Origin of the sequence: Rhizobium sp. Root1334, assembly GCF_001426665.1 — a bacterium.
Classification (GTDB): Bacteria; Pseudomonadota; Alphaproteobacteria; order Rhizobiales; family Rhizobiaceae; genus Pararhizobium.
In genome coordinates, this window is sequence record NZ_LMEY01000016.1 from 15,793 (window position 1) to 36,308 (window position 20,516).

The following is a 20,516-nucleotide window of genomic DNA, read 5'->3' on the forward strand; positions in this document are numbered from 1 at the left end:
AATGACATTGACGACGATCAGGAAAGGCAGCCTTCTGGCAGTTGCCATCGCCAGCCTTCTGGCAAGCCCCGCATTCGCCAAAGTGACAGTGCTCGGTTGGCCGGGCGGACCTGAAGAGACAGCGCTGCGGGCCGCGACCGACGTCTATAATGCGAAACCAGATGTCCCTGAAAACGACAAGGTTGAGCTTTTGTTCTTCAACCGCGACGGTTTCTGGGACAAGCTCCAGGCCGACCTCGCTGCCGGCTCCAAGGCTTTCGACGTCAACCTGCTGGCAACCTATTCCATCGGCCGGTATGCACCGTTCATGGAGCCGGTCGAACTATCCGACGAAGCAGCCTCGGTCTACGGCGAATCCGTGCTCAAGACCATGCAATACAAAGGCAAGCAGTTCGGTGTTCCGACCGACCTTTCGATGCACTTCATGTACTATCGCAAGGACCTGATCGAGGCCCTGATGAAGGACGACGCCGCTAAGGCGAAGTATGCTGAAATTTCTGAAAAGCACCTTGGCAAGAAGCTCGAGCCGAAGAGCCCGGACGAATGGACATGGGATGACTACGCCGCAACCGCGCTGTATTTCACCCAGGCCGTCAATCCTGACAGCCCGACGCGCTACGGCACCGTTCTGCAGCTCAAGAACCTTCTGTTCAACATGATGGTGTTCCAATCGTTGCCGCGTGCCTATGGCGGCAACTGGATGGATGAGAGCGGCAAGATCACGGTCAATTCCGATGCCTATCGCAAGGGGCTGGAGACCTACAAGCTGCTCTACGATGCCGGCGCGACACCTAGCGATTCCCTATCGTACGAATTTGCCGAAGCCAATGCGGCCTTTACGTCGGGCCAGGTTGCCGCGATGATGCAGTGGAATGCTGCCGCATCCGACCTGACCAGCAAGGAAAAGTCGCCGACTGTCGCCGACGTCACGGAAACGGTTGCTCCGCCCGCTGGCCCCGAAGGTCGCTTTACCCACATCCATGGCCTTGGTTTCGGTCTCAACAAGAACGCCGAAAACAAGGCCGGTGGCCAGGCTTTTATAAAATGGCTTTCGTCGAAGGAAGCTGCTTTGACCTACGCCCGGAACAACGGCGCGCCGGCGTTGACGCCCGAAGTCGTCACCGAAGTCGCGAAAGAACGCCCCGATCTCGTGAAGCTCGGCGAGTTCGCGTCTAAATACGGCTACGTCATGAACGGGGGCACTGCTGCAAAGGCGCTGTCTGTCTACGAACTTCAGGCCAAGGAATTCACCGGTTATTGGTCCGGCCAACAGTCGCTGGACGATGCACTTGCCAATACCGAAAAAGGCATGACTGAGCTGCTCAAGTAGCGGCTTTGCTGGCGGCGGCTTGATCGCCGCCAGCATCTACCGCAAGAACCGGCGCAGCGACGATGGGCCGACAAGCAATCTCCTAACCGAACGGACATGCCGGATGAACGCCTACCCAGTTGCTACAGGAAGGACAGTGGTTCGATGAACGCACAGCGCGCCCATTCTTCGGAGTTTCGGCTGCTGGCCATGCCGCTCGTCCTGTTTCTGCTGGTCTTCCTCGGCTTTCCGGCAATCGTCAACCTGATCTATTCCGTCTCCGACGTATCGTTCGAGACGCTGCGCCAGCCCAAGATCACCGGTCTGTCGAATTTTGCTGCGGTCTGGAACGACAGGGCATTCTGGCAGGCCAGCTGGTTTTCATTGCGCTTCGGAGCGCTGACCGCGCTGCTCGAATGCGCGCTCGGGCTGATCCTTGCCATATTTCTGTCGCCGCTGATCGAACGACGCAGTTGGCTGATGGCGATCCTGATGCTGCCGCTGATGGTGGCACCGGCGTTGGTCGGCCTGATGTATCGTCTCGTGCTGCACGAATTCGCGGGCCCGGTGCCTTATTATCTCTGGGCCTGGTTCGGCACCAGTGTTTCCTTCCTTGGCCCCACCTCCGCATTCTGGACGCTGATCGTCGTGGAAACCTTGCAGTGGACACCGTTTGCCCTGCTATTGTTCTATATGGCCTATCGGGCGATCCCTACAGAGATCGTCGAGGCATCTGCGATGGATGGAGCCCGGCGGTGGCATCTGTTGTGGTACATCGAACTGCCATTGATGGCTCCGACGATTGTCGTTGCCCTTCTTATCCGTTTTATCGATGGCTTCCGTGTTTTCGACAACGTCTACGTTCTGACAGGCAGTGGCCCCGGCGGCTCCACGGCCTCGCTATCGATCTATATCTATGAGGCCTTCTTCAAGCAGGGCGCCATCGGCAAGGCGGTCGCTGCGTCCGTGATCCTGTTCGCCGTCTCCTTCGCCGTCCTCTACGGCCTCAATTTCATTGCCAGCCGCCGTAAGGGAGCACTCACATGATCAATGCTCTTCGCTGGCTCGTCTTCGCCATTGCCGCCTTTGCGATGAATTTTCCGATTCTGGTGACGCTTGTCACCTCCTTCAAGAGCACGCGCGAACTGTCAACCAATCCCGGACTATGGGTGCAGGCGCCGACACTCGACAATTATCTCGCGGTGTTCCAAGTGTCCGATAGGTTGAACATCTTCCTCTACTTGTTCAACAGCATCACGGTTGCCTTCATCGGCACCACGTTAGCGGTTGTTCTTGCCCTGCCCGCAGCATATGCAATTGCCCGGGGCCGGCTCGGCGAACGTACGCTTTTGCCCTTTATCGTCAATTTGCGCGCCGTGCCGTTGATCATCTTTGCCATCCCACTCTACATGATGTTCCAGTGGTTGGCGCTTCTGGACACCCGCCTCGGCCTCGGTCTGATCCTGTCCATCGTCAACCTGCCACTGGCCCTCGTCATCCTGGTCAACGCCATCCGCGACCTGCCTGGTGAACTCGACGAAGCGGCCCTGATGGATGGCGCCAGCCGTACGCAGATTCTTCTGCGTGTCATTGCGCCTGTCTGCCGCCCGGCCATTGTCACCAGCCTGATCTTCGGCTTCATCACCGCATGGAACGAATTCCTGTTTGGCTTGATGTTGACCACCTCGAAGGCAGTACCGATCACCGTTGGCGCTTCATTCTTCTTCGCTGCCAGCGGCGGCGGCGTGCAATGGGGCGTCGCTTCAGCCGTTATGGTCGTCGGCGCATTGCCGCCGGTCCTGCTCGGTCTCATCATGTATCGTCAGATCAGCGGGTCGATGACGGCCGGCGCGGTCAAGGGCTGATCTTATTTCAGGAGATTACCATGGGTAAGATTTCGCTGCGCAAGGCAGGCAAGCAATATGGCACTGTCGAGATCATCAGGGATCTCGACCTGGAGATCGCCGACGGCGAGTTCGTGGTCATCGTCGGTCCTTCCGGCTGCGGCAAGTCCACCTTGTTGCGGATGATCGCAGGATTGGAGGCGACGACCGCCGGCCAGATCGTCATCGACGGACGCGACGTGACCGAGGCCCTGCCGGTGGAGCGCAAGCTCGCCATGGTGTTCCAGTCCTATGCGCTCTACCCCCACATGACCGTTCGGCAGAACATGGGTTTTGGCCTGAAACTCGCCAAGCTCTCGAGCGGCGCGATCAAGACAAAGGTGGATGCGGCAGCCGATACCTTGAAATTGACTCCGCTTCTCGATCGCTACCCGAAGGAACTTTCCGGCGGCCAGCGCCAGCGTGTTGCCATCGGACGGGCGATCGTGCGCGAACCGGTCGGCTTCCTGTTCGACGAACCGCTGTCAAATCTGGATGCCGCCCTTCGCGTGGATATGCGGCTCGAGATTGCCAAGCTTCACCGCACGCTCGGCACCACCATGATCTACGTAACCCACGATCAGGTCGAGGCCATGACGCTGGCGGATCGCATCGTCGTGTTGAAAGACGGCCGCGTCATGCAGCAGGGTACGCCATACGAACTGTACGAAAAACCCGCCAATCTGTTCGTCGCCCAATTCATCGGTAGCCCCAAGATGAACATTCTGGCCTGCAAGCGAAATGGCGATGGCCAGCTTGATCTCTCAGGTCAAGGGTTCCTGGAGATGCCGTTAAGGAGCGACGCGGTGCCCGTGCAGCTCGGCGCGCGTCCCGAGCATCTGTCGCTGGTTGCCCCGGAAAACGGGCACTGCCGGGGAACGGTCGAAGCCCGCGAGTATCTTGGCGGCACCACCTCCGTGTTTGTGCGCAATCCTGAACTCGGGCTGATCAATGTCAGCGCACCTGCGGAAACCGGGTTTGGCATCGGCGAGACGGTAGGCATTCATATCGACAATGTCCGTTTGTCGCTGTTTGATGCAGCCGGAGCCGCTGTCATTTCTTCACGGTGAAACGCCTGCTCCGATAGCAATTGCCACCCGCCTTGGAGGGATATGAACCGCCGACCCGCTGTTTTGGGTACACATGGGACGAATCTCCAACCTTCGCTGACAGCGGCTTCAGATCGCTGCGAACGTCAACGGCAATAACGCTGTCAGCCTGAGATTCATCCTTCGTTCACGTCTGCCGTATGATTTCGAGCAGTTCTTGTTCCGGCCCCACAATCAGGACGAGCCCTGCATGGACGGGCCGTTTTTCGATATGCCGCCCTTGGCGACGCCATCGATGAGCGCCTTGTCCCTCGCGCGTTCCGATCCGTCCCACCGTCAAACGCCCTGCCCGCAGCGCGTCTGGCGGCACGACGTTTACCGTCTTGACAGGGGCGTAGATTAATTTCTAAACTTTAGAAATTAATGTGAGGGGGGGGCTATGGGTATCCATCACGGGCAGATACTCTGCATTCTCCGGGATGGCGGTCCGCAGTCCCGGGCGGCTTTGGCGCGGTCCAGCAAACTGTCGCCCACCACCCTGACCCACGTCACCGCCCAATTGTTGCGCGACGGCGTGGTGGCGGAATGCGACGCTGCCGAAACCACCGGCGTCGGTCGGCCTGGACAGGCCATCCAGCTGATCCCCGATGCTTTCCATGTCGCCGGGATCCATCTTGGCGCCGGGCTGGTGCAGATTGTGATCACCGATCTCAAGGCCCGCGCCAAGGCGACTGCGTCCTTTGATTTTTCGCTCAGGGAAACGGAGCCCGGCGATGTCGTGTCGCGTGCGGCCGAGATGCTGTCCGGGCTGATGCGCGAGGCGGGCGACCCTTCCCTGCTGGGCGTCGGCGTTGCCGTGCCGGGTCCGGTGAATGCCGACCAGCGCTCCATCCTTGCCTCGATCAACACCGGATGGCGCAACTTGCCGCTGGCCAACATGTTCGAAGCGAAAGCCGGCCTTCCCGTCGTTCTCGAGCACAATGTCAGTTCCATGGCGCTCGCCGAAGTCAGATATGGCATCGGCCGCGACGTTCCGGCGGTGCTGTATGTGTACTTGCGAACCGGGCTGGGTGCCGGACTGGTGGTCGACGGCATGCCGTTCCGGCCGGGGGGCCATGGCGCAGTCGAACTGGGCCATATCCAGATTTCGCGCGACGGCCCGCTCTGCAGCTGCGGCAACCACGGCTGCCTGGAAAGCTACGTCAATGAAAGCGTACTGATGCGCGCGGTCGGTCTCGAAGGACCAGCTCCGGGCAATCTCATGCAGTGCCTGGAGGCAACGGATGCGTGGGCGCCGACGCTCGACCGGCTGACCGATTCCTTGGCCATCGCCATCAATCTTCTCACGCCCGACCTGATCATTCTCGGCGGCCATCTGGGTGAAGCCCCGGACAGCCTGTTCGATCATCTGCTCAAAAATCTGCCGCCCCGGGTCATGCCGCATATGCGCGATGTCCTGCGGATCGAACGCTCGGGGTTTGGCCCGCCTGCCGGCGCGATCGGCGGCGCGGTCGTGGCCCTGGATCATTTTTTCTATTCTGGAGTGAGGCAATGAACGCAGTGTCCGCTGGCGACCAACGCGCGCGGAGCCGATCGCTCGCCGACTGGCCCCCTATCATCCTCAACCTGATTGCCTTTGCATTCGGCGTCGCTGTCTGGTGGGCGATCACCGCGGCACAGCTGGTCGTGCTGCCGGGGCCGGTGGAGGTGTTTCAACGCGGCATCGAGCTGATCGCGAGCGGTCAGCTGCTGATCGATATCGTGTCCAGCCTGCGCCGCGTTCTGACGGGGTTCATGCTCGGCGTCGCCCTGGCTATTCCCGTCGGCTTCCTGATGGGCTGGTACCGCGTGGCGCGCGCCCTGATCGAGCCCTACATCCAATTCTTCCGGATGATCCCGCCGCTGGCGGTCATTCCGCTGGCGATCGTCACGATGGGCATCGATGAAGCGCCGAAGGTGTTCGTCATCTTTCTCGCGTCCTTCCTTTCCTGCGTCGTCGCCACCTATCAGGGGGTGATCAGCGTCGATCGCACGCTGATCAACGCCGCCCGCGTTTTGGGCGCGAAGGATCGCGTCATTTTTCCGCGGGTCATCATCCCGGCGTCCACACCGTTCATTTTGGTCGGCGTGCGCATCGGTCTCGGCTCAGCCTGGGCGACCGTGGTCGCCGCGGAGTTGATCGCGGCACAGTCGGGCCTCGGCTTCCGCATGCAGCAGGCGCAACTCTATTACGACCTGCCGACGATCTTCGTCAGCCTGATCACGATCGGCGTTCTCGGGCTTCTCATGGACCGTATGGTTCAGGCAGCGGAGCGCCGGCTCACTCAATGGCAGGAGCGCGTCTAATGACCCTTTCCCCGATCGCCGACCCGAAGATCTCGTTTCAAAATGTCAGTCGGCGCTTCGGAGAGGGCGACAGTGCCTTCCTCGCGCTGGACCGCCTGTCGCTGGACATCGCCGATGGCGAGTTCGTCACGGTGGTCGGCCCCTCCGGTTGCGGCAAGTCGACGGCGATGAATATCGCGGCAGGCCTCACCGCCGTCTCCGACGGCCGCGTGCTTGTCGATGGCACGGGCGTTGACGGTCCGGGACCGGAGCGCGGCGTCATCTTCCAGCAATATGCGCTCTTTCCCTGGCTGACCGTGCGCCAGAACGTCGAGTTCGGCCTTCGCATCAAGGGCATGCCGGCGGCCGAGCGCAGGCGCGTGTCGGATCACTTTATCAGTCTGGTCGGCTTGACCGACTTTGCAGACGCGCTGCCCAAAACCCTGTCGGGCGGCATGAAGCAGCGATGCGCCATTGCGCGCGCCTATGCAGTCAACCCTTCGATCCTGCTCATGGACGAACCCTTCGGCGCCCTGGATGCGCTGACCCGCGTCAACATGCAGGACCAACTGCTGGATACCTGGACCCGCGAGCGGCGTACCGTGGTTTTCATCACCCATGACGTCGACGAGGCTGTGTATCTCGCCAATCGCGTCATCGTCATGGCGGCGCGTCCCGGCCGCCTTCATGACATCATCCCTGTCGACCTGCCCTATCCGCGCACCGAGGAAATTCGCCTGTCGCAGGCGTTCGCGGATATCCGCAACCGGGTCTGGCATGCCGTCTACCACCAAAAGCCCCAGATCGAACCAAGCATCCAAGAGGAGGAACTCTGACATGACACTGACCAGACGCCATTTTCTGACCACCGCGGCGGCCGGCGCGCTCGCTGTTCCGGCGCTCTCGCTGACGACGCGCGGCGCCTTCGCCCAGGCCACCCCTGTACGGATCGGCTATATCGCCGATTATTTCGGTACCAGCCTGACCGCGATCGCTAGCGATCAGGGCCTTTGGGCCAAGCATGGCCTCGAACCGGAACTCAAGGTCTTTACCAACGGCCCCATCCAGATCCAGGCGCTGGGCGCCGGCAGCCTCGATTTCGGATATGTCGGTCCGGGCGCCCTCTGGCTGCCGGCGACCGGCAAGGCCAAGATCGTAGCAATGAACGCGCTCGGCCTGTCCGACCGGGTCATCGCCCAGGCAGGCTTCAACTCGATGGCAGACCTGAAGGGCAAGAAGATCGGCGTTCCCGAGGGCACGTCCGGCGACATGTTGCTACGGCTGGCGCTGGCCAAGGCCGGCATGCAGCTGTCCGACGTCGAAGTGATCAAGATGGATCCGCCGACCGTCGTATCGGCCTTCGCCTCCAAGCAGATCGATGCCGCCGGCATCTGGTATCCGCTGGTCGGCATCATCAAGAAGACGGTTCCGGATCTCATGGAGGTCGCCAAGAGCGCGGACTTCTACCCCGCCAACTCCTTCCCCTCAGCCTTTGTAGCGCGCAACGAGGTGGCCGAAAAGGATCCCGAGCTGGTGAAGAAATTCATCGCCGTGATCAAGGAAGCCAACGACTTCCGCGCTGCGGACGTGCCGCGTTCGGTCGAGATCACCTCCAAGTTCCTCGGTGTTCCCGGCGAGCCGTTGGTTACGGAAAGCCAGAACGGCCAGTTCCTGACGTCGGACGAGTTCGTGACCGCGACCAAGGACGGCGCCGTGTTCAAATGGCTGCAAGGCCTCAACGAGCAGTTCGTCTCGTTCGGCAAGCTCCAAAACCCTCTCGATCCCAAGGACTACTATCTGGCGGACCTTTACGCCGGTAACTAGTTTCCCGTTGCCCGACGCAACGCTTGGCGTTGCGTCGGGCACATTTTAGCGAGCCTCGAATGACCCAGAAGCCCAATATCCTTTTCATCATGTCGGACGACCATGCCGCTAGGGCGATTTCCGCCTATGGCGCCGGTCTGAACAGCACGCCCAATCTCGACCGTATTGCACATGAAGGCATGCGCCTCGACAGCTGCTACGTGACCAATTCGATCTGCACGCCGAGCCGGGCGGCGATCCTGACGGGCACCTACAACCACGTCAATCTGGTCACGACGCTCGACACGCATATCGACAACCGTCTGCCGAACGTCGCCAAACACCTGAGCGCCGGCGGCTACCAGACCGCGATTTTCGGCAAGTGGCATCTGGGGGAAGGCAAGGCCCATGAGCCCACCGGTTTCGACGAATGGTCCGTGCTGCCGGGGCAGGGGGAGTATTTCGATCCGGTCATGATCGACCGAACCGGTCCGCACGCGGAACAGGGCTATGCCACCGATATCATCACCGACAAATGCCTGGATTTCCTGGCGCGGCGCGACGCCGACCGGCCGTTCTTCCTGATGTGCCACCATAAGGCACCCCATCGCAGCTTCGAGCCGCATCCGCGCCATCGCCATCTCTATGCCGACGGCAAGCTGCCCGTCCCCGAGACGTTCGGCGACGATTATTCGAACCGCGCCGCAGCTGCGGCCGCCGCCAAGATGCGCATCCGTTCGGACATGACCTACAAGGACCTGGGGCTTGTGCAGCCGGAGGGCGGCGAGGAAGTCGGTGACCTTCTTCTGCCCGGCTGGTCGCAGCGCAAGGTTCCGGGCATCACCGAAGGCCAGGAACTCAGGCTGATCGACACGAACACCGGCGAGGCCTATGTCTTCACCGACGCGGCCGCGCTGGATCTGTTCAAATATCAGCGCTACATGATGCGTTATCTGCAGACGATAGCCGCCGTGGACGAGAATGTCGGGCGGCTTCTGGACTATCTCGATGCCGAGGGTCTGAGCGAGAACACCATCGTCATCTATACGTCCGACCAGGGGTTCTTCCTGGGCGAGCACGGATGGTTCGACAAGCGGTTCATGTACGAGGAATCGTTGCAGATGCCGTTTCTGATCCGCTATCCGGCCGGGATCCAGCCAGGATCGACCTCGAAGGTGATCGCGACCAACGTCGATTTCGCACCGACATTCCTCGACTATGCGGGGCTGGCGACGCCAAGCTACATGCAGGGCGAAAGCATGCGTTCGACGTTGGAACAGACCGTCGCTCCCGATCCGCAGCGCGTTGCCTATCATCGCTACTGGATGCACAAGGACGAATTCCACAACGCCTTCGCCCATTACGGCGTGCGCGACGGCCGTTACAAGTTAATCTACTGGTACAATGATCCGCTTGGTCAGCTGGGGGCCTATGCCGGCGACGAGCCGCCTGAATGGGAACTTTTCGATTGCGAAACGGACCCGTTCGAGCTGCACAACCGGGCCAACGATCCCGCCCTCGCCGACGTCTTTGCCGCGATGCTTGCCAAGCTCGATTCCAAGATGACAGCGATCGGCGACATCCCCGAACATGACACCGCCGCTGTTCTCGCAACCTTGCGAAAACCGGACGTCGGAGCCTAGGCTGACGGCTCGTCGTGAACATCCCCAGATGACGGGCTGCGATATGGTGACGTCGGATGTTGCGGGCGACACTGGAGAATCCGGGACGCTGGTGGATCGGCTCGCCAACGTAAGGAAGGACACGTCAAAGAGTGGGAGACCGATGTGAGCGATTTCACGCCAGCGTATAAGCGGTCTTCACCACCGTGAAGAATTCGGCTGCATACTTGCCTTGCTCGCGCGAGCCGAACGAGGATGCCTTGCGGCCGCCGAACGGCACGTGGAAATCGACACCGGCGGTCGGCAGGTTGATCATCACCATGCCGGCTTCCGAATTGCGCTTGAAATGGGTGGCATGCTTGAGGCTCGTCGTGGCGATACCCGCCGACAGGCCAAACGGCGTGTCGTTGGCGAGGCGACGGGGCCGAAGATTTCGTCGCGGCTGATGCGCATCTGGTTAGTGGCTTCGGTAAACAGCGTCGGCTGTAGGTAGAAGCCCGGATTTTCCCGTTCGATCGTCTCGCCGCCGAAGGCGAGCTTGGCGCCCTCCTTTTTGCCGATGGCGATATAGTCGGTATCGGTGGCAAGCTGACGCTCATCGACAACAGGGCCGATATGGGTGCCAGCCTTCAGCGCATCGTCGACCACCAGCGTCTTCAGCATTTCGGTAAGTGCGGCGACGAACTTGTCGTGAATGCCTTCAGTTACGATCAGGCGTGAGGAGGCGGTGCAGCGCTGGCCGGTCGAGAAGAAACCGGAATTGGCAGCAGCCTCGACGGCAACCGTCAGGTTGGCATCGTCAAGTACGACCATCGGGTTCTTGCCGCCCATTTCCAGCTGGAACTTGCGGTTATGCTCGATCGAGGCGGCAGCGACCCGCTTGCCGGTGCCCGTCGAACCGGTAAAGGTGATACCCGCCAAATCCGGGCTGTCGAGCATCGCCTGACCAACGACCGAACCCTTGCCCATCACCAGGTTGAGCACGCCCTTCGGCAGACCGGCGCGATGCAGAATATCGACAATCGCCCAGGAGCAGCCCGGCACCAATTCGGCCGGCTTGAAGACGATGGTGTTGCCGTAGCAGAGCGCCGGGGCGATCTTCCAGGCCGGAATGGCGATCGGGAAATTCCACGGCGTGATGATGCCGATGACGCCGATCGGCTCGCGGGTAATCTCGACGCCGATGTTCGGACGAACCGACGGCAGAACCTCACCGGCCAGGCGCAAAGCCTCGCCTGCAAAGAAATCGAAGATCTGTGCCGAACGGATGGTTTCGCCGATGGCTTCGGGAAGCGTTTTGCCCTCTTCGCGGGCGAGCAGGTTGCCAAGCTCTTCCTTGCGGGCGAGGATTTCGTCGGCTGTCTTCTTCAGGATCGCGTGACGTTCAAGGATACCCGAGCGCGACCAGGCCGGGAAAGCGGCCTTGGCAGCGGCGATCGCGGTCTGGGTGTCTTTGAGGCTCGCCCGCGCGTAAAGACCAATCACCTCATTCGTATTCGAGGGATTGATATTCTCAATGGCATCTGCACCCGCGACCCATTCACCGGCGATGAGATTCTTGAACATGCTGATTTCCTTCAAAAAGCATCGCTTTCGACGCAGGCCGACTTGAAAGACAAGTCCGCAAAATCACCGATCGGCGAAATGTTCACGCAGCGCCTCGACCAGCCGGTCGCCCATCTGTTGCCGCGTTTCACGCGTGCCGCTTCCCATATGCGGCGAAAGCACGATGCGGGGATCGGTCCTCAATGCCTCCGGCACGTGCGGTTCTTTCTCGAAGACGTCAAGGCCAGCGCCGGCAATGCCATTGCGCGCCAATGTCGCAATCAGCGCCGCCTCGTCGACGATGGTGCCACGGGAAATGTTGACGAGAAATCCATCCGGGCCGAGCGCGTCCAGAACCTGCTGATCAATTAGGCCGATTGTTTCCGGCATGGCCGGGCAGGTCACGATGAGCAGGTCGGCCCATTGGGCGAGTTCAACGGCGGTGGCGAAATAGGCAAGATCGGCCGGCTTCTTCCGTGGCCCCTGATAGGCGACGGTCGCGCCCATGGCCTGCAGGCGCCTGGCTATGGCGGAGCCGATATGACCGAGGCCGACAATGCCGGTTTTCAAGGAGCGCAGCGAACGGCCGAGCGGAAACGTACCGCCATTCTCCCAATTCCCATGCCGCACGAAATCATGGCCGCGAACGGTGCCGCGCGTCACTGAAATGGCAAGCGCGACAGCAAGATCGGCCACATCCTCTGCCAGGATTTTCGAGGTGTTATGAACTGCGATGCCCCTCGCCTGCGCGGCTTCGACGTCAATTCCATCCAGCCCGGCGCTGTAGCTGGAAATGATCTCCAACACCGGCATAAGGTCGAGCATCGCTTTGTCGATATGAGCATGACGCACGGCAATGCCGCGAATGTTCGGCCCATGCTCGGCTAGCAAACGTGCGCCTTCGTTATGGTCTTTTGGAAAATGCAGGATATCGAAGGTCTCGTTCAGTTCCCGCTCGGTCTTTTCCGGGAGGTGTGCTGCCTGAAGAATGGTGATGTCTTTGTGCATGAAACTGCCCATCGCTCGGTGGAAAAATTCGGGGCGGCGCTTACCGCCCCTTTGTTTCGCGCCATGCGGCGAAATCGATTTTGGTCTGGTCTTTTGTCGGAGGATAAAGACCGATGATCGAGCGGCCCTTCAGAACCTCCTCCGTGACGAAATCCTCGAACGCCGTCATTTCCACGGCCTCTTCGGCAATCTCGTCGGCAATGCCCGAAGGAACGATGATCACGCCTTCGCGGTCACCAACGACAACGTCGCCTGGCCAGACGGCGACATCGCCACAACCGATCGGTTTGTTGATATCGAGTGCCTGATGCAGGGTCAGGTTGGTCGGCGCCGACGGCCGGCTGTGATAGGCGGCGATATCGAGTTCGGCAATTTCCGGGCTATCGCGAAAACCACCATCGGTGACGACGCCGACCACGCCACGAACCATCAGGCGCGAAACAAGGATGGAACCGGCGGAGGCGGCTCGTGCATCCTTGCGGCTGTCCATCACAAGCACGGAGCCCGGCGGGCATTGTTCGACGGCCGCGCGCTGCGGATGATCCGGGTTTTGAAACACAGAAAGCTGGTTCAGATCCTCACGGGCGGGGATGTAGCGCAGCGTGAACGCCTGGCCGACCATGTTCTTCAGTTTCTGAGAGAGGGGGCGGACATCCTGGATGAACTGGTTGCGCAAACCGCGCTTGAAGAGCGCCGTGCAGAGCGTTGCGGTGCTGACGCCTTCGTATTTCGTTCGCGTCGCGTCTGAGAGAATGTAGTCGGTCATAGGTTCCTCCAGTCAGAAATGCTTGGCCGTAATCGGCACTCAGAAAATGTCGGGTTCGCCGGCGGACTTGCCGAATTCCGTCTTCAGGAAGTCGAAGTCGCAGCCGTCATTGGCTTGCAGGATGTGTTTCGAAAACATCCAGCCGTAACCGCGCTCGAACTTGTCGGCAGGCGCGACCCATTCCGCGCGGCGCCTTGCCAACGTCTCCTCGTCGACCAACATGTCGATCGAGCGGTTCGGCACGTCGACGCGGATGATGTCCCCGGTGCGCACCAAGGCTAGCGGTCCGCCGACGTGAGCTTCCGGGGCCACATGCAGAATGCAGGCGCCGTAACTGGTACCGCTCATGCGTGAGTCCGAGATACGCAGCATGTCGCGCACACCCTGCTTGATCAGCTTCTTGGGGATCGGCAGCATGCCCCATTCCGGCATACCTGGACCACCCTTTGGACCTGCGTTGCGCAGCACCATGATATGGTCGGCGGTAACGTCGAGATTTTCGTCCTCGACTGCCTTTTTCATCTCCGGATAGCTATCGAAGACGAGGGCCGGGCCTTCGTGGACGCGCAGGCGCTCTTCGCAGGCGGATGGCTTGATGACGCAGCCATCGGGCGCAAGGTTGCCGCGCAGGACCGCCAGCGACCCCTCGTGATAGATCGGGTTGGACAGGGGCCGGATGACATCGTCGTTGTAGACCTCTGCGCCCTCCAGCGTTTCGCCGAGCGTGAAGCCGCTGACCGTCATGACGTCGAGACTGAGCCTGTCCTTCATCTCGTTCATCAGTGCCCGCAGGCCGCCGGCATAGTAGAAATCCTCCATCAGGTATTGTTTGCCGGAGGGGCGGATGTTGGCGATCACTGGCGTGATGCGGCCCGCCTTGTCGAGATCGTCCAGCGTCAATGGTACCCCGGCGCGGCGTGCCATGGCAATCAGATGCACGACAGCATTGGTGGAACAGCCTGTTGCCATGGCAACAGCGACGGAGTTATCGACGGATTCACGGGTGATGATCTTGTCCGGCGTCAAATCCTCGAACACCATCTCGACGGCCCGGCGACCGCAGCGGGTCGACATACGGATATGATTGGCGTCGGCGGCCGGGATCGAGCTTGCCCCCGGCAACGTCAGCCCCATGGATTCGGCGATCGCCGTCATTGTGCTGGCCGTACCGAAGGTCATGCAATGACCGTAGGAGCGGGCAATACCCTCCTCGACGCCGGTCCACTGTTCGTCGGAGATCGTACCTGCACGGCGTTCATCCCAATATTTCCAGGCATCTGAGCCGGAGCCCAGATATTCGCCCTTGTAATTGCCGCGCAACATCGGCCCCGCAGGCAGGAAAATCATCGGATATCCGGCGCTGACAGCGCCCATGACAAGAGCGGGCGTAGTCTTGTCGCAACCGCCCATCAGCACGACGCCATCGACAGGATGGCCGCGCAAAAGCTCTTCCGCCTCCATCGCCAGGAAGTTGCGATAGAGCATCGTCGTCGGCTTCAGCGCACTTTCAGACAGGGATTGGACCGGCAGCTCGACAGGAAAGCCCCCCGCCTGCAATACCCCGCGTTTCACATCCTCGACACGATGCTTGAAATGCGCATGGCAAGCATTGAGATCGGACCACGTGTTGAGAATGGCGATGATCGGCTTCTTGCCCCAATCTTTCTCATCATACCCCATCTGCATCAGGCGCGAGCGATGGCCCGAGGACCGAAGGTCGTCAGGAGCAAACCATCGTGCGCTGCGCAGTGCGCTCACTGTCTTGGACATCGGTGTTTCCTACATCGTGTTTTTCTCGAATTCCGGATTAGCACAGGCAATAGGGAACGGCAATACACTAATGCATTAGCATTTATGTGGCGATCAAACCCTCCACCTGCTATAAGAATATGGAAAATTAGAACGGAATGGCGATGGCTACCCGGCCTGAGCATCGGGCGGGGTATTTACGGACACGGGTGGTAGAATTCACCCTCCCGCCGTCAGAGCTGAACGAAATCCGGATAGCGCTCGACGATGCTATCAACCATCGACAGCGTCCCCGAGAGATGAATTTTCATCGCTTCCTCGGCCCTTTCAGGGACCCCGGCAGCAATACCTTCGATGATGGCATCGTGATTATCGACAACGCGCGCCTTGCCGACATTCGGCAAGTTGAGCCGGCGAAGCCGATCGATATGACCGCTGTGACGCCGAACCACCGGCCAGATATCTTCCAGTCCTGCTTCTTCATAGAGAATATGGTGGAAGTCACGGTCGCGGCGCAGGAAATCCCCGTATTCGTTGGAAGAGACGAGAGCCTTGAGCTTTTCGTTTGCAGCGGTCAGGCGACTGATAAATCGACGATCCGGCTTGGATGCCAGTTCATGGACGATCTCCTGCTCGACGGCACGCCGCATGAAATGCGACTGCCTCGCCAGGTTGATATCGATCTTCGATACCAACGTGGCATATTGAGGATAGACCGTGACAAGCCCCTCCTCTTCCAAACGCATCAATGCATCGCGAACAGGGGTCTGGCTCAGACCGAACTGCTTTTGCAATTCAAGGCGGGACAGAGCAGTGCCGGGCGCAAGCTCAAGTTCGAGAATTTTCTCGCGAAGATATTCGACGATCTGCGGAGCAATCTGGCGCGTGCGATCCAGGCCACTACGATGCTTGGCAAAGGGCAAATCGGAGGTCAAAGACATCTTCCTTTTCAAATCGTCTTTGACTGTCTTAATGCATTAATGCTTTAGTGTGAAGCGCTTCGCTCTTAGTGGCATTTTTCGCAGAAGGTACCGCACTCTTGACGGAAGACACTGCTCCAATCGCAGACATACCGGAAATAAGGCCGTCCAGCTATGCGGATCAGGTCTACGGTCATGTTTTGCAGGATATTTTGAAAGGTACGTTTCCACCGGGTAGCAAGCTGCCATCCGAGAGCGACCTCTGCGATCGTTTCGGCGTGTCGCGTCCGGTCGTTCGTGACGCCCTGGCACGACTGCGACTGGATGGTCTCGTCGAAGCGCGCCGAGGAAGCGGCACCTACGTCCTCAGCACACCGTCCCGAAACCTGCCTGATCTTGCCGACCTGACAGATATTTCCCGCTTTCTACGCTACCAGGAGCTTCGGCTTTGCGTCGAAGGCAATGCGGCAGCACTCGCAGCCGAACGACGCACAGATACGGCGCTGGGCGACATCGTCGAAGCGCACGAGCAATTCACCAGCCAAGTCGCCCGCGGCCTCTTTCTGCCGGAAAGCGACCGCCGTTTCCACCTGTCGATCGCGGAAGCAACTGGAAACGAGTTTTTCAGCATGGCTCTCGAAGGTCCGGACGTGTCGTTGAGCAGCTTCATGAACGTCTCGTTGTCGTTAACACGGTCAGGATCTCCGGCACGCGCGCGAAAGGTGATCGGAGAGCATGCAGACATTGTCGATGCCATCCGCAACAAGGACCCCATTTGGGCTCGCGTCGCAATGGAAAGCCATATTCTTCAGGCCCGTCGACGAATGACAAATGGTGATCTGGACCCCTAAATGCCAAAATATGTAATTTATGTTTACAACTTTTCTTTAATTCAGTAAGGATAGTTGACTTTAGGAGGGTCAACTATGCAACAAGCACTGACGCAAGCCGACTACGCCTCGTCTGTAGTCGCCGTGCCTCCCATCGCGCTAAACACTGATTACTCGGTGAATGCGGGCGCCAACGAGGCCATCATCAAGCATATCGAAGGCGGTGGAGTGGATATCCTGCTCTATGGCGGTAATGCCAATCTCTATCATTTCGGCCTTGAAGATTATCGGTCTGCGATGCGAAGCATCAAGGCAGCGGCCGCACCGGCGACACACCTCATCACCTCCATCGGCCCCGACTTCGGCAAGGCGATGGCGCAGGCTCCCATTGCACGCGATCTCGGCTTCAAGAATGTCATGGTCCTGCCGACAAACTTCCCAGCCGACCCGGCAGGTGTCGCCAACGGCGTACGTAAACTTGCCGACGCATTCGGCAGCGGCCTTATCCTCTATCTGAAGCGGGAACACTACGCAGATCCCGACGAACTGGCAAAGCTGGTCGCAGAAAAAGCCGTAAGCTTCGTCAAGTACGCCGTCGAGAAATCCGACGCCTCCAAGGATCCCTATCTTGATGCTGTCCTATCTGCGATCGGGACGGACCATCTTGCGAGCGGCATGGGGGAAACCCCAATTCATGACCATCTTGGACTGCGCAAGCTGACGACTTACACATCTGGCGCCGTCTGCATTGCACCGGTGGCTGCATCCGAACTGCTGACACTCTACAAGACCGGCCGAGCAGCCGAGGCTCTCGAATTGAGCCGGGCTTTCCTGGAGTTCGAAAAGATTCGCCTCGATCTCGGTGGCCTGCAGGTTTTGCATGACGGCCTGCGGCTTTCCGGAATTGCAGATACCGGCCCGCTTATGCCAATGGTTTCAAACCTTCCTGTGGAAAAATTGAAACCGGTCCAGGCTGCGGTTGACGCCTTGAAAGTCGCCGAAAATCAAGCCATTTCCCGGGTTTCGACCCTCGAGAAACGGATGGCCGGCCAATAGTTGACAGCCCGTCGCACCTAGACTAATACATTAGTGCTCTAGTGTGTTTTAACAGTGTGGAGGCACTGTATCCGGGCCGCGCATACCGATGCGGCGGCCCGGGCACCATCGCATCAAGGTCTTTGACCAGGAGGAGAATGACAATGACCACCAAGTATTCACGGGGTGTATCGGCTGCGCTGATGTCGATCCTGTTTGCGGGCGCCGCCCATGCGGCCGAAGGAGAAGTCAAGATCGTGCTGCCGGAGCAGCCCGCCAATCTTGAGCCCTGTCGGTCGATCCGCTCCGATATCGGGCGCGTGATCAATTCCAACATCACCGAGACGCTGACCAATATCGAACCAGAGAAGGGCACGGTCGCACCATGGCTCGCCGAAAGCTGGGAACAGGTCAACGAGCTCACTTGGCGCATCCATCTAAAATCAGGCGTCAAGTTCCAGGACGGCGCTGACTTCAACGCAGAGGCCGCTGCCAAGTCGATCAACCGGCTCATGAATCCGAAGCTGACATGCGACAGCCGCTCGAAGTTCGGCGACGTCAAACTGACGCCGAAGGCGATTGACGCGACGACGCTTGAAATTGCCACGGACACGCCGCTTCCGATCATGCCGACATTGCTCGGCACTGTTCAAATCGTCTCCCCCAACATGCCGTTCGATGGCGAAACCAATGCGCCCGTCGGCACAGGCCCCTACACGCTGGAAAGCGCCACCAACGAGCAGATCGTTCTTGCCCGCAGCGATAGCTACTGGGGCGCAAAGCCGGAAGTGGCCAAGGCAACCTATGTTTGGCGCGGTGAATCAGCCATCCGGGCTGCGATGGTTGAATCGGGCGAAGCGGATATGACACCGTCGCTTGCCGTGCAGGACGCCACCAATACCTCGACCGATTTTGCCTATCTGAATTCCGAAACCACCCGCATGCGCATCGACGCGGAAATTCCGCCGCTCAACGACGTGCGCGTGCGCAAGGCCCTTAATCTCGCCATCGACTGGGATGGCATGGGTGAAGCACTGTTCGGTAAGGACGTGCTGCGTGCCTCGCAGATGGTCGTTCCCGGCGTGCTGGGCCATAACCCGGACATCAAGCCATGGCCTTATGACCCTGATCAGGCAAAGAAGCTCATCGAAGAGGCCAAAGCGGACGGCGTCCCGGTTGATACCGAAATTGTCATCATCGGCCGCAATGGTTTCTTCCCGAATTCCGCCGAATCCCTCGAAGCGATGATGGCGATGTGGCAGGAGATCGGCCTGAAGGTTTCGCTGCGACAGCTTGAGGCTGCGGACTGGGTTCGCTACCTCGACAAACCCTTCCCCCAGGGCCGCGGGCCGACCCTCTTCCAGCAGCAGCATGACAACAATACCGGCGACGCTGGCTTTACTGCTCCGGTGATGTTCCTGAGCGATGGGCAGTATTCGACGATCGCCGATCCGGCACTCGACGTGGTCCTGAAAAAAGCGATGGCGGCCACCGGCGGCGAGCGCGAAAAACTCTTTCAGGAAGCCTTCCTCAAGGTCCACGACGAGATCGTTGCTGATGTTCCGATGTACCACATGATCGGCTATGTCCGGGTCGGAAACCGTCTCGACTGGAAGCCGGACCTGAAGACAAACAGCGAAATCGCACTGTCTCAGATCAAGCTCAAGGACTAACCTTGCCTAGGCACGGCGGTCGATCCGCCGTGCCTTTTCTTTTTTCATTCTGGAAGGAAATGGCAGTGTTCGGCTTTATCCTGAGACGCTCGGCACAGAGCTTGATCGCTGTGATCGGCTTGCTCGTCCTCGTCTTCTTCTTGTCCCGCCTGACGGGCGATCCGGCCTATCTCTATCTGCCGCTGGATTCCTCGGAAGCGCAGCGTCAGGCTTTCTCGGAAGCCAACGGCTTCAACGATCCGGTCTACGTCCAGTTCGGACGCTATCTGCTTGGTGTCGCCAATCTCGATTTCGGCACGGCGCTCAGCCGCAACCGGCCAGCCATGGAGGTGGCATTAGAAGCCTTTCCGCAGACGCTGAAGCTTGCCGTCATCGCCATGTCGCTGGCGCTCGTTCTTGCCATCGTGGTCGGCTCGCTCGCCGCAGCAAAGCCGGACAGTCTCTTCGATCGGATTGCGAGCACCGCATCCCTGGCCGGCGCCAGCGCTCCGGATTTCTGGGTGGCGATTGTTGCAATTCTCGTCTTTTCCGTCGGCCTCGGCCTGCTACCCACTTCAGGCACCGGCACGCCCTTACACTGGATCATGCCGATCTTCGTGCTGACACTACGCCCTTTCGGCCTACTGGTGCAGGTGGTGCGCGGCACGATGATCAGCGCGCTTGCCTCACCCTATGTGAAGACCGCCCGCGCCAAGGGCGTCCAACGGACCCAGATCATCTTTCGCCATGCGCTTAGAAACTCGCTGCTGCCGGTTATCACTGTTGCTGGCGATCTTGCTGCAAGCCTCGTCAACGGCGCCGTGGTCGTCGAGTCCATCTTCGGATGGCCGGGGATCGGCAAGTTGATGATCGATGCGATCGTGCGGCGTGATTTCGCCCTGATCCAGGCGACGGTGCTGATCACCGCCATTGCGATCTTCGTTCTCAACATCCTGATCGATCTTCTCTATGCAAGGCTCGACCCGCGCATCAGGTTTCAAGCGAAATGAGTATGCCAGC

Annotated in this window: 17 protein-coding genes and 1 pseudogene; 13 read left to right on the forward strand and 5 right to left on the reverse strand. The window is 59.7% G+C overall.

Features of this window, described 5'->3' with window-relative positions:
- Position 1: 1 nt before the first annotated feature.
- The 9 genes from ASD36_RS18010 to ASD36_RS18050 all read left to right on the forward strand — a co-directional run bounded on the left by ASD36_RS18010 (position 2) and on the right by ASD36_RS18050 (position 10,012).
- On the forward strand, positions 2-1,330 hold the full coding sequence (locus ASD36_RS18010; protein ID WP_060511601.1) for an extracellular solute-binding protein: 1,329 nt from the start codon (positions 2-4) through the stop codon (positions 1,328-1,330).
- Between the two features lie 144 nt (positions 1,331-1,474).
- A complete protein-coding gene (locus ASD36_RS18015) occupies positions 1,475-2,356 on the forward strand; it encodes a sugar ABC transporter permease (RefSeq protein ID WP_060511603.1) in 882 nt (293 codons plus the stop codon).
- Complete coding sequence (locus ASD36_RS18020) at positions 2,353-3,174, forward strand: carbohydrate ABC transporter permease (RefSeq protein ID WP_060511605.1); 822 nt, start codon at positions 2,353-2,355, stop codon at positions 3,172-3,174. The genes ASD36_RS18015 and ASD36_RS18020 overlap by 4 nt, the downstream gene beginning before the upstream one ends.
- A 20-nt stretch (positions 3,175-3,194) precedes the next feature.
- Positions 3,195-4,262: an ABC transporter ATP-binding protein gene (locus tag ASD36_RS18025; protein WP_060511607.1), complete on the forward strand. Its 1,068-nt coding sequence runs from the start codon at positions 3,195-3,197 to the stop codon at positions 4,260-4,262.
- A gap of 418 nt (positions 4,263-4,680) precedes the next feature.
- The gene (locus tag ASD36_RS18030) at positions 4,681-5,796 is read left to right on the forward strand and encodes an ROK family transcriptional regulator (protein ID WP_060511609.1); all 1,116 of its coding nucleotides are present in this window, start codon (positions 4,681-4,683) and stop codon (positions 5,794-5,796) included.
- Positions 5,793-6,587 (forward strand): ABC transporter permease, encoded by a 795-nt coding sequence (locus tag ASD36_RS18035; protein WP_082562836.1) that lies wholly within the window; start codon positions 5,793-5,795, stop codon positions 6,585-6,587. The genes ASD36_RS18030 and ASD36_RS18035 overlap by 4 nt, the downstream gene beginning before the upstream one ends.
- Positions 6,587-7,402, forward strand: coding sequence for an ABC transporter ATP-binding protein (locus ASD36_RS18040; RefSeq protein WP_060511610.1), 816 nt, complete (start codon positions 6,587-6,589; stop codon positions 7,400-7,402). The genes ASD36_RS18035 and ASD36_RS18040 overlap by 1 nt, the downstream gene beginning before the upstream one ends.
- A 1-nt stretch (position 7,403) precedes the next feature.
- Positions 7,404-8,390, forward strand: coding sequence for an aliphatic sulfonate ABC transporter substrate-binding protein (locus tag ASD36_RS18045; protein ID WP_082562837.1), 987 nt, complete (start codon positions 7,404-7,406; stop codon positions 8,388-8,390).
- 59 nt (positions 8,391-8,449) lie between these two features.
- Entirely contained in the window at positions 8,450-10,012 is a 1,563-nt protein-coding gene (locus ASD36_RS18050) for a sulfatase (RefSeq protein WP_060511613.1), read from the forward strand.
- A gap of 154 nt (positions 10,013-10,166) precedes the next feature.
- Here ASD36_RS18050 and ASD36_RS18055 read toward each other — a convergent pair.
- The 5 genes and pseudogenes from ASD36_RS18055 to ASD36_RS18075 form a co-directional block, all read right to left on the reverse strand.
- A pseudogene (locus tag ASD36_RS18055) lies at positions 10,167-11,563 on the reverse strand (aldehyde dehydrogenase family protein).
- Positions 11,564-11,620: 57 nt separating this feature from the next.
- A complete protein-coding gene (locus ASD36_RS18060) occupies positions 11,621-12,544 on the reverse strand; it encodes a 2-hydroxyacid dehydrogenase (RefSeq protein WP_060511634.1) in 924 nt (307 codons plus the stop codon).
- A 40-nt stretch (positions 12,545-12,584) separates the two neighbouring features.
- Positions 12,585-13,310 (reverse strand): ribonuclease activity regulator RraA, encoded by a 726-nt coding sequence (locus ASD36_RS18065; RefSeq protein WP_060511615.1) that lies wholly within the window; start codon positions 13,308-13,310, stop codon positions 12,585-12,587.
- 39 nt (positions 13,311-13,349) lie between these two features.
- Positions 13,350-15,080 carry an L-arabinonate dehydratase gene (gene araD, locus ASD36_RS18070; protein ID WP_060504101.1) on the reverse strand — a complete coding sequence of 577 codons (1,731 nt, stop codon included), beginning with the start codon at positions 15,078-15,080 and terminating at the stop codon, positions 13,350-13,352.
- Between the two features lie 212 nt (positions 15,081-15,292).
- A complete protein-coding gene (locus tag ASD36_RS18075; protein WP_060511636.1) occupies positions 15,293-15,994 on the reverse strand; it encodes a GntR family transcriptional regulator in 702 nt (233 codons plus the stop codon).
- Positions 15,995-16,098: 104 nt separating this feature from the next.
- Here ASD36_RS18075 and ASD36_RS18080 point away from each other — a divergent pair, with 104 nt between their 5' ends.
- The 4 genes from ASD36_RS18080 (at position 16,099) to ASD36_RS18095 (ending at position 20,506) form a co-directional block, all read left to right on the forward strand.
- Positions 16,099-16,830, forward strand: a complete 732-nt coding sequence (locus ASD36_RS18080) for a FadR/GntR family transcriptional regulator (protein ID WP_060511638.1) — start codon at positions 16,099-16,101, stop codon at positions 16,828-16,830.
- Between the two features lie 75 nt (positions 16,831-16,905).
- Complete coding sequence (locus ASD36_RS18085) at positions 16,906-17,865, forward strand: dihydrodipicolinate synthase family protein (RefSeq protein ID WP_060511617.1); 960 nt, start codon at positions 16,906-16,908, stop codon at positions 17,863-17,865.
- Positions 17,866-18,008: 143 nt separating this feature from the next.
- Positions 18,009-19,517 carry an ABC transporter substrate-binding protein gene (locus tag ASD36_RS18090; protein WP_060511619.1) on the forward strand — a complete coding sequence of 503 codons (1,509 nt, stop codon included), beginning with the start codon at positions 18,009-18,011 and terminating at the stop codon, positions 19,515-19,517.
- Positions 19,518-19,582: 65 nt separating this feature from the next.
- On the forward strand, positions 19,583-20,506 hold the full coding sequence (locus ASD36_RS18095) for an ABC transporter permease (protein ID WP_060511640.1): 924 nt from the start codon (positions 19,583-19,585) through the stop codon (positions 20,504-20,506).
- The last annotated feature ends 10 nt before the right edge of the window (positions 20,507-20,516 follow it).

Excerpts from the sequence above, each read along its gene's own strand:
- ASD36_RS18010 (WP_060511601.1), top strand. The coding sequence starts at position 2 with ATGACATTGACGACGATCAGGAAAGGCAGCCTTCTGGCAGTTGCCATC.
- ASD36_RS18015 (WP_060511603.1), top strand. The coding sequence starts at position 1,475 with ATGAACGCACAGCGCGCCCATTCTTCGGAGTTTCGGCTGCTGGCCATG.
- ASD36_RS18020 (WP_060511605.1), top strand. The coding sequence starts at position 2,353 with ATGATCAATGCTCTTCGCTGGCTCGTCTTCGCCATTGCCGCCTTTGCG.
- ASD36_RS18025 (WP_060511607.1), top strand. The coding sequence starts at position 3,195 with ATGGGTAAGATTTCGCTGCGCAAGGCAGGCAAGCAATATGGCACTGTC.
- ASD36_RS18030 (WP_060511609.1), top strand. The coding sequence starts at position 4,681 with ATGGGTATCCATCACGGGCAGATACTCTGCATTCTCCGGGATGGCGGT.
- ASD36_RS18035 (WP_082562836.1), top strand. The coding sequence starts at position 5,793 with ATGAACGCAGTGTCCGCTGGCGACCAACGCGCGCGGAGCCGATCGCTC.
- ASD36_RS18040 (WP_060511610.1), top strand. The coding sequence starts at position 6,587 with ATGACCCTTTCCCCGATCGCCGACCCGAAGATCTCGTTTCAAAATGTC.
- ASD36_RS18045 (WP_082562837.1), top strand. The coding sequence starts at position 7,404 with ATGACACTGACCAGACGCCATTTTCTGACCACCGCGGCGGCCGGCGCG.
- ASD36_RS18050 (WP_060511613.1), top strand. The coding sequence starts at position 8,450 with ATGACCCAGAAGCCCAATATCCTTTTCATCATGTCGGACGACCATGCC.
- ASD36_RS18060 (WP_060511634.1), bottom strand. The coding sequence starts at position 12,544 with ATGCACAAAGACATCACCATTCTTCAGGCAGCACACCTCCCGGAAAAG.
- ASD36_RS18065 (WP_060511615.1), bottom strand. The coding sequence starts at position 13,310 with ATGACCGACTACATTCTCTCAGACGCGACGCGAACGAAATACGAAGGC.
- araD (WP_060504101.1), bottom strand. The coding sequence starts at position 15,080 with ATGTCCAAGACAGTGAGCGCACTGCGCAGCGCACGATGGTTTGCTCCT.
- ASD36_RS18085 (WP_060511617.1), top strand. The coding sequence starts at position 16,906 with ATGCAACAAGCACTGACGCAAGCCGACTACGCCTCGTCTGTAGTCGCC.
- ASD36_RS18090 (WP_060511619.1), top strand. The coding sequence starts at position 18,009 with ATGACCACCAAGTATTCACGGGGTGTATCGGCTGCGCTGATGTCGATC.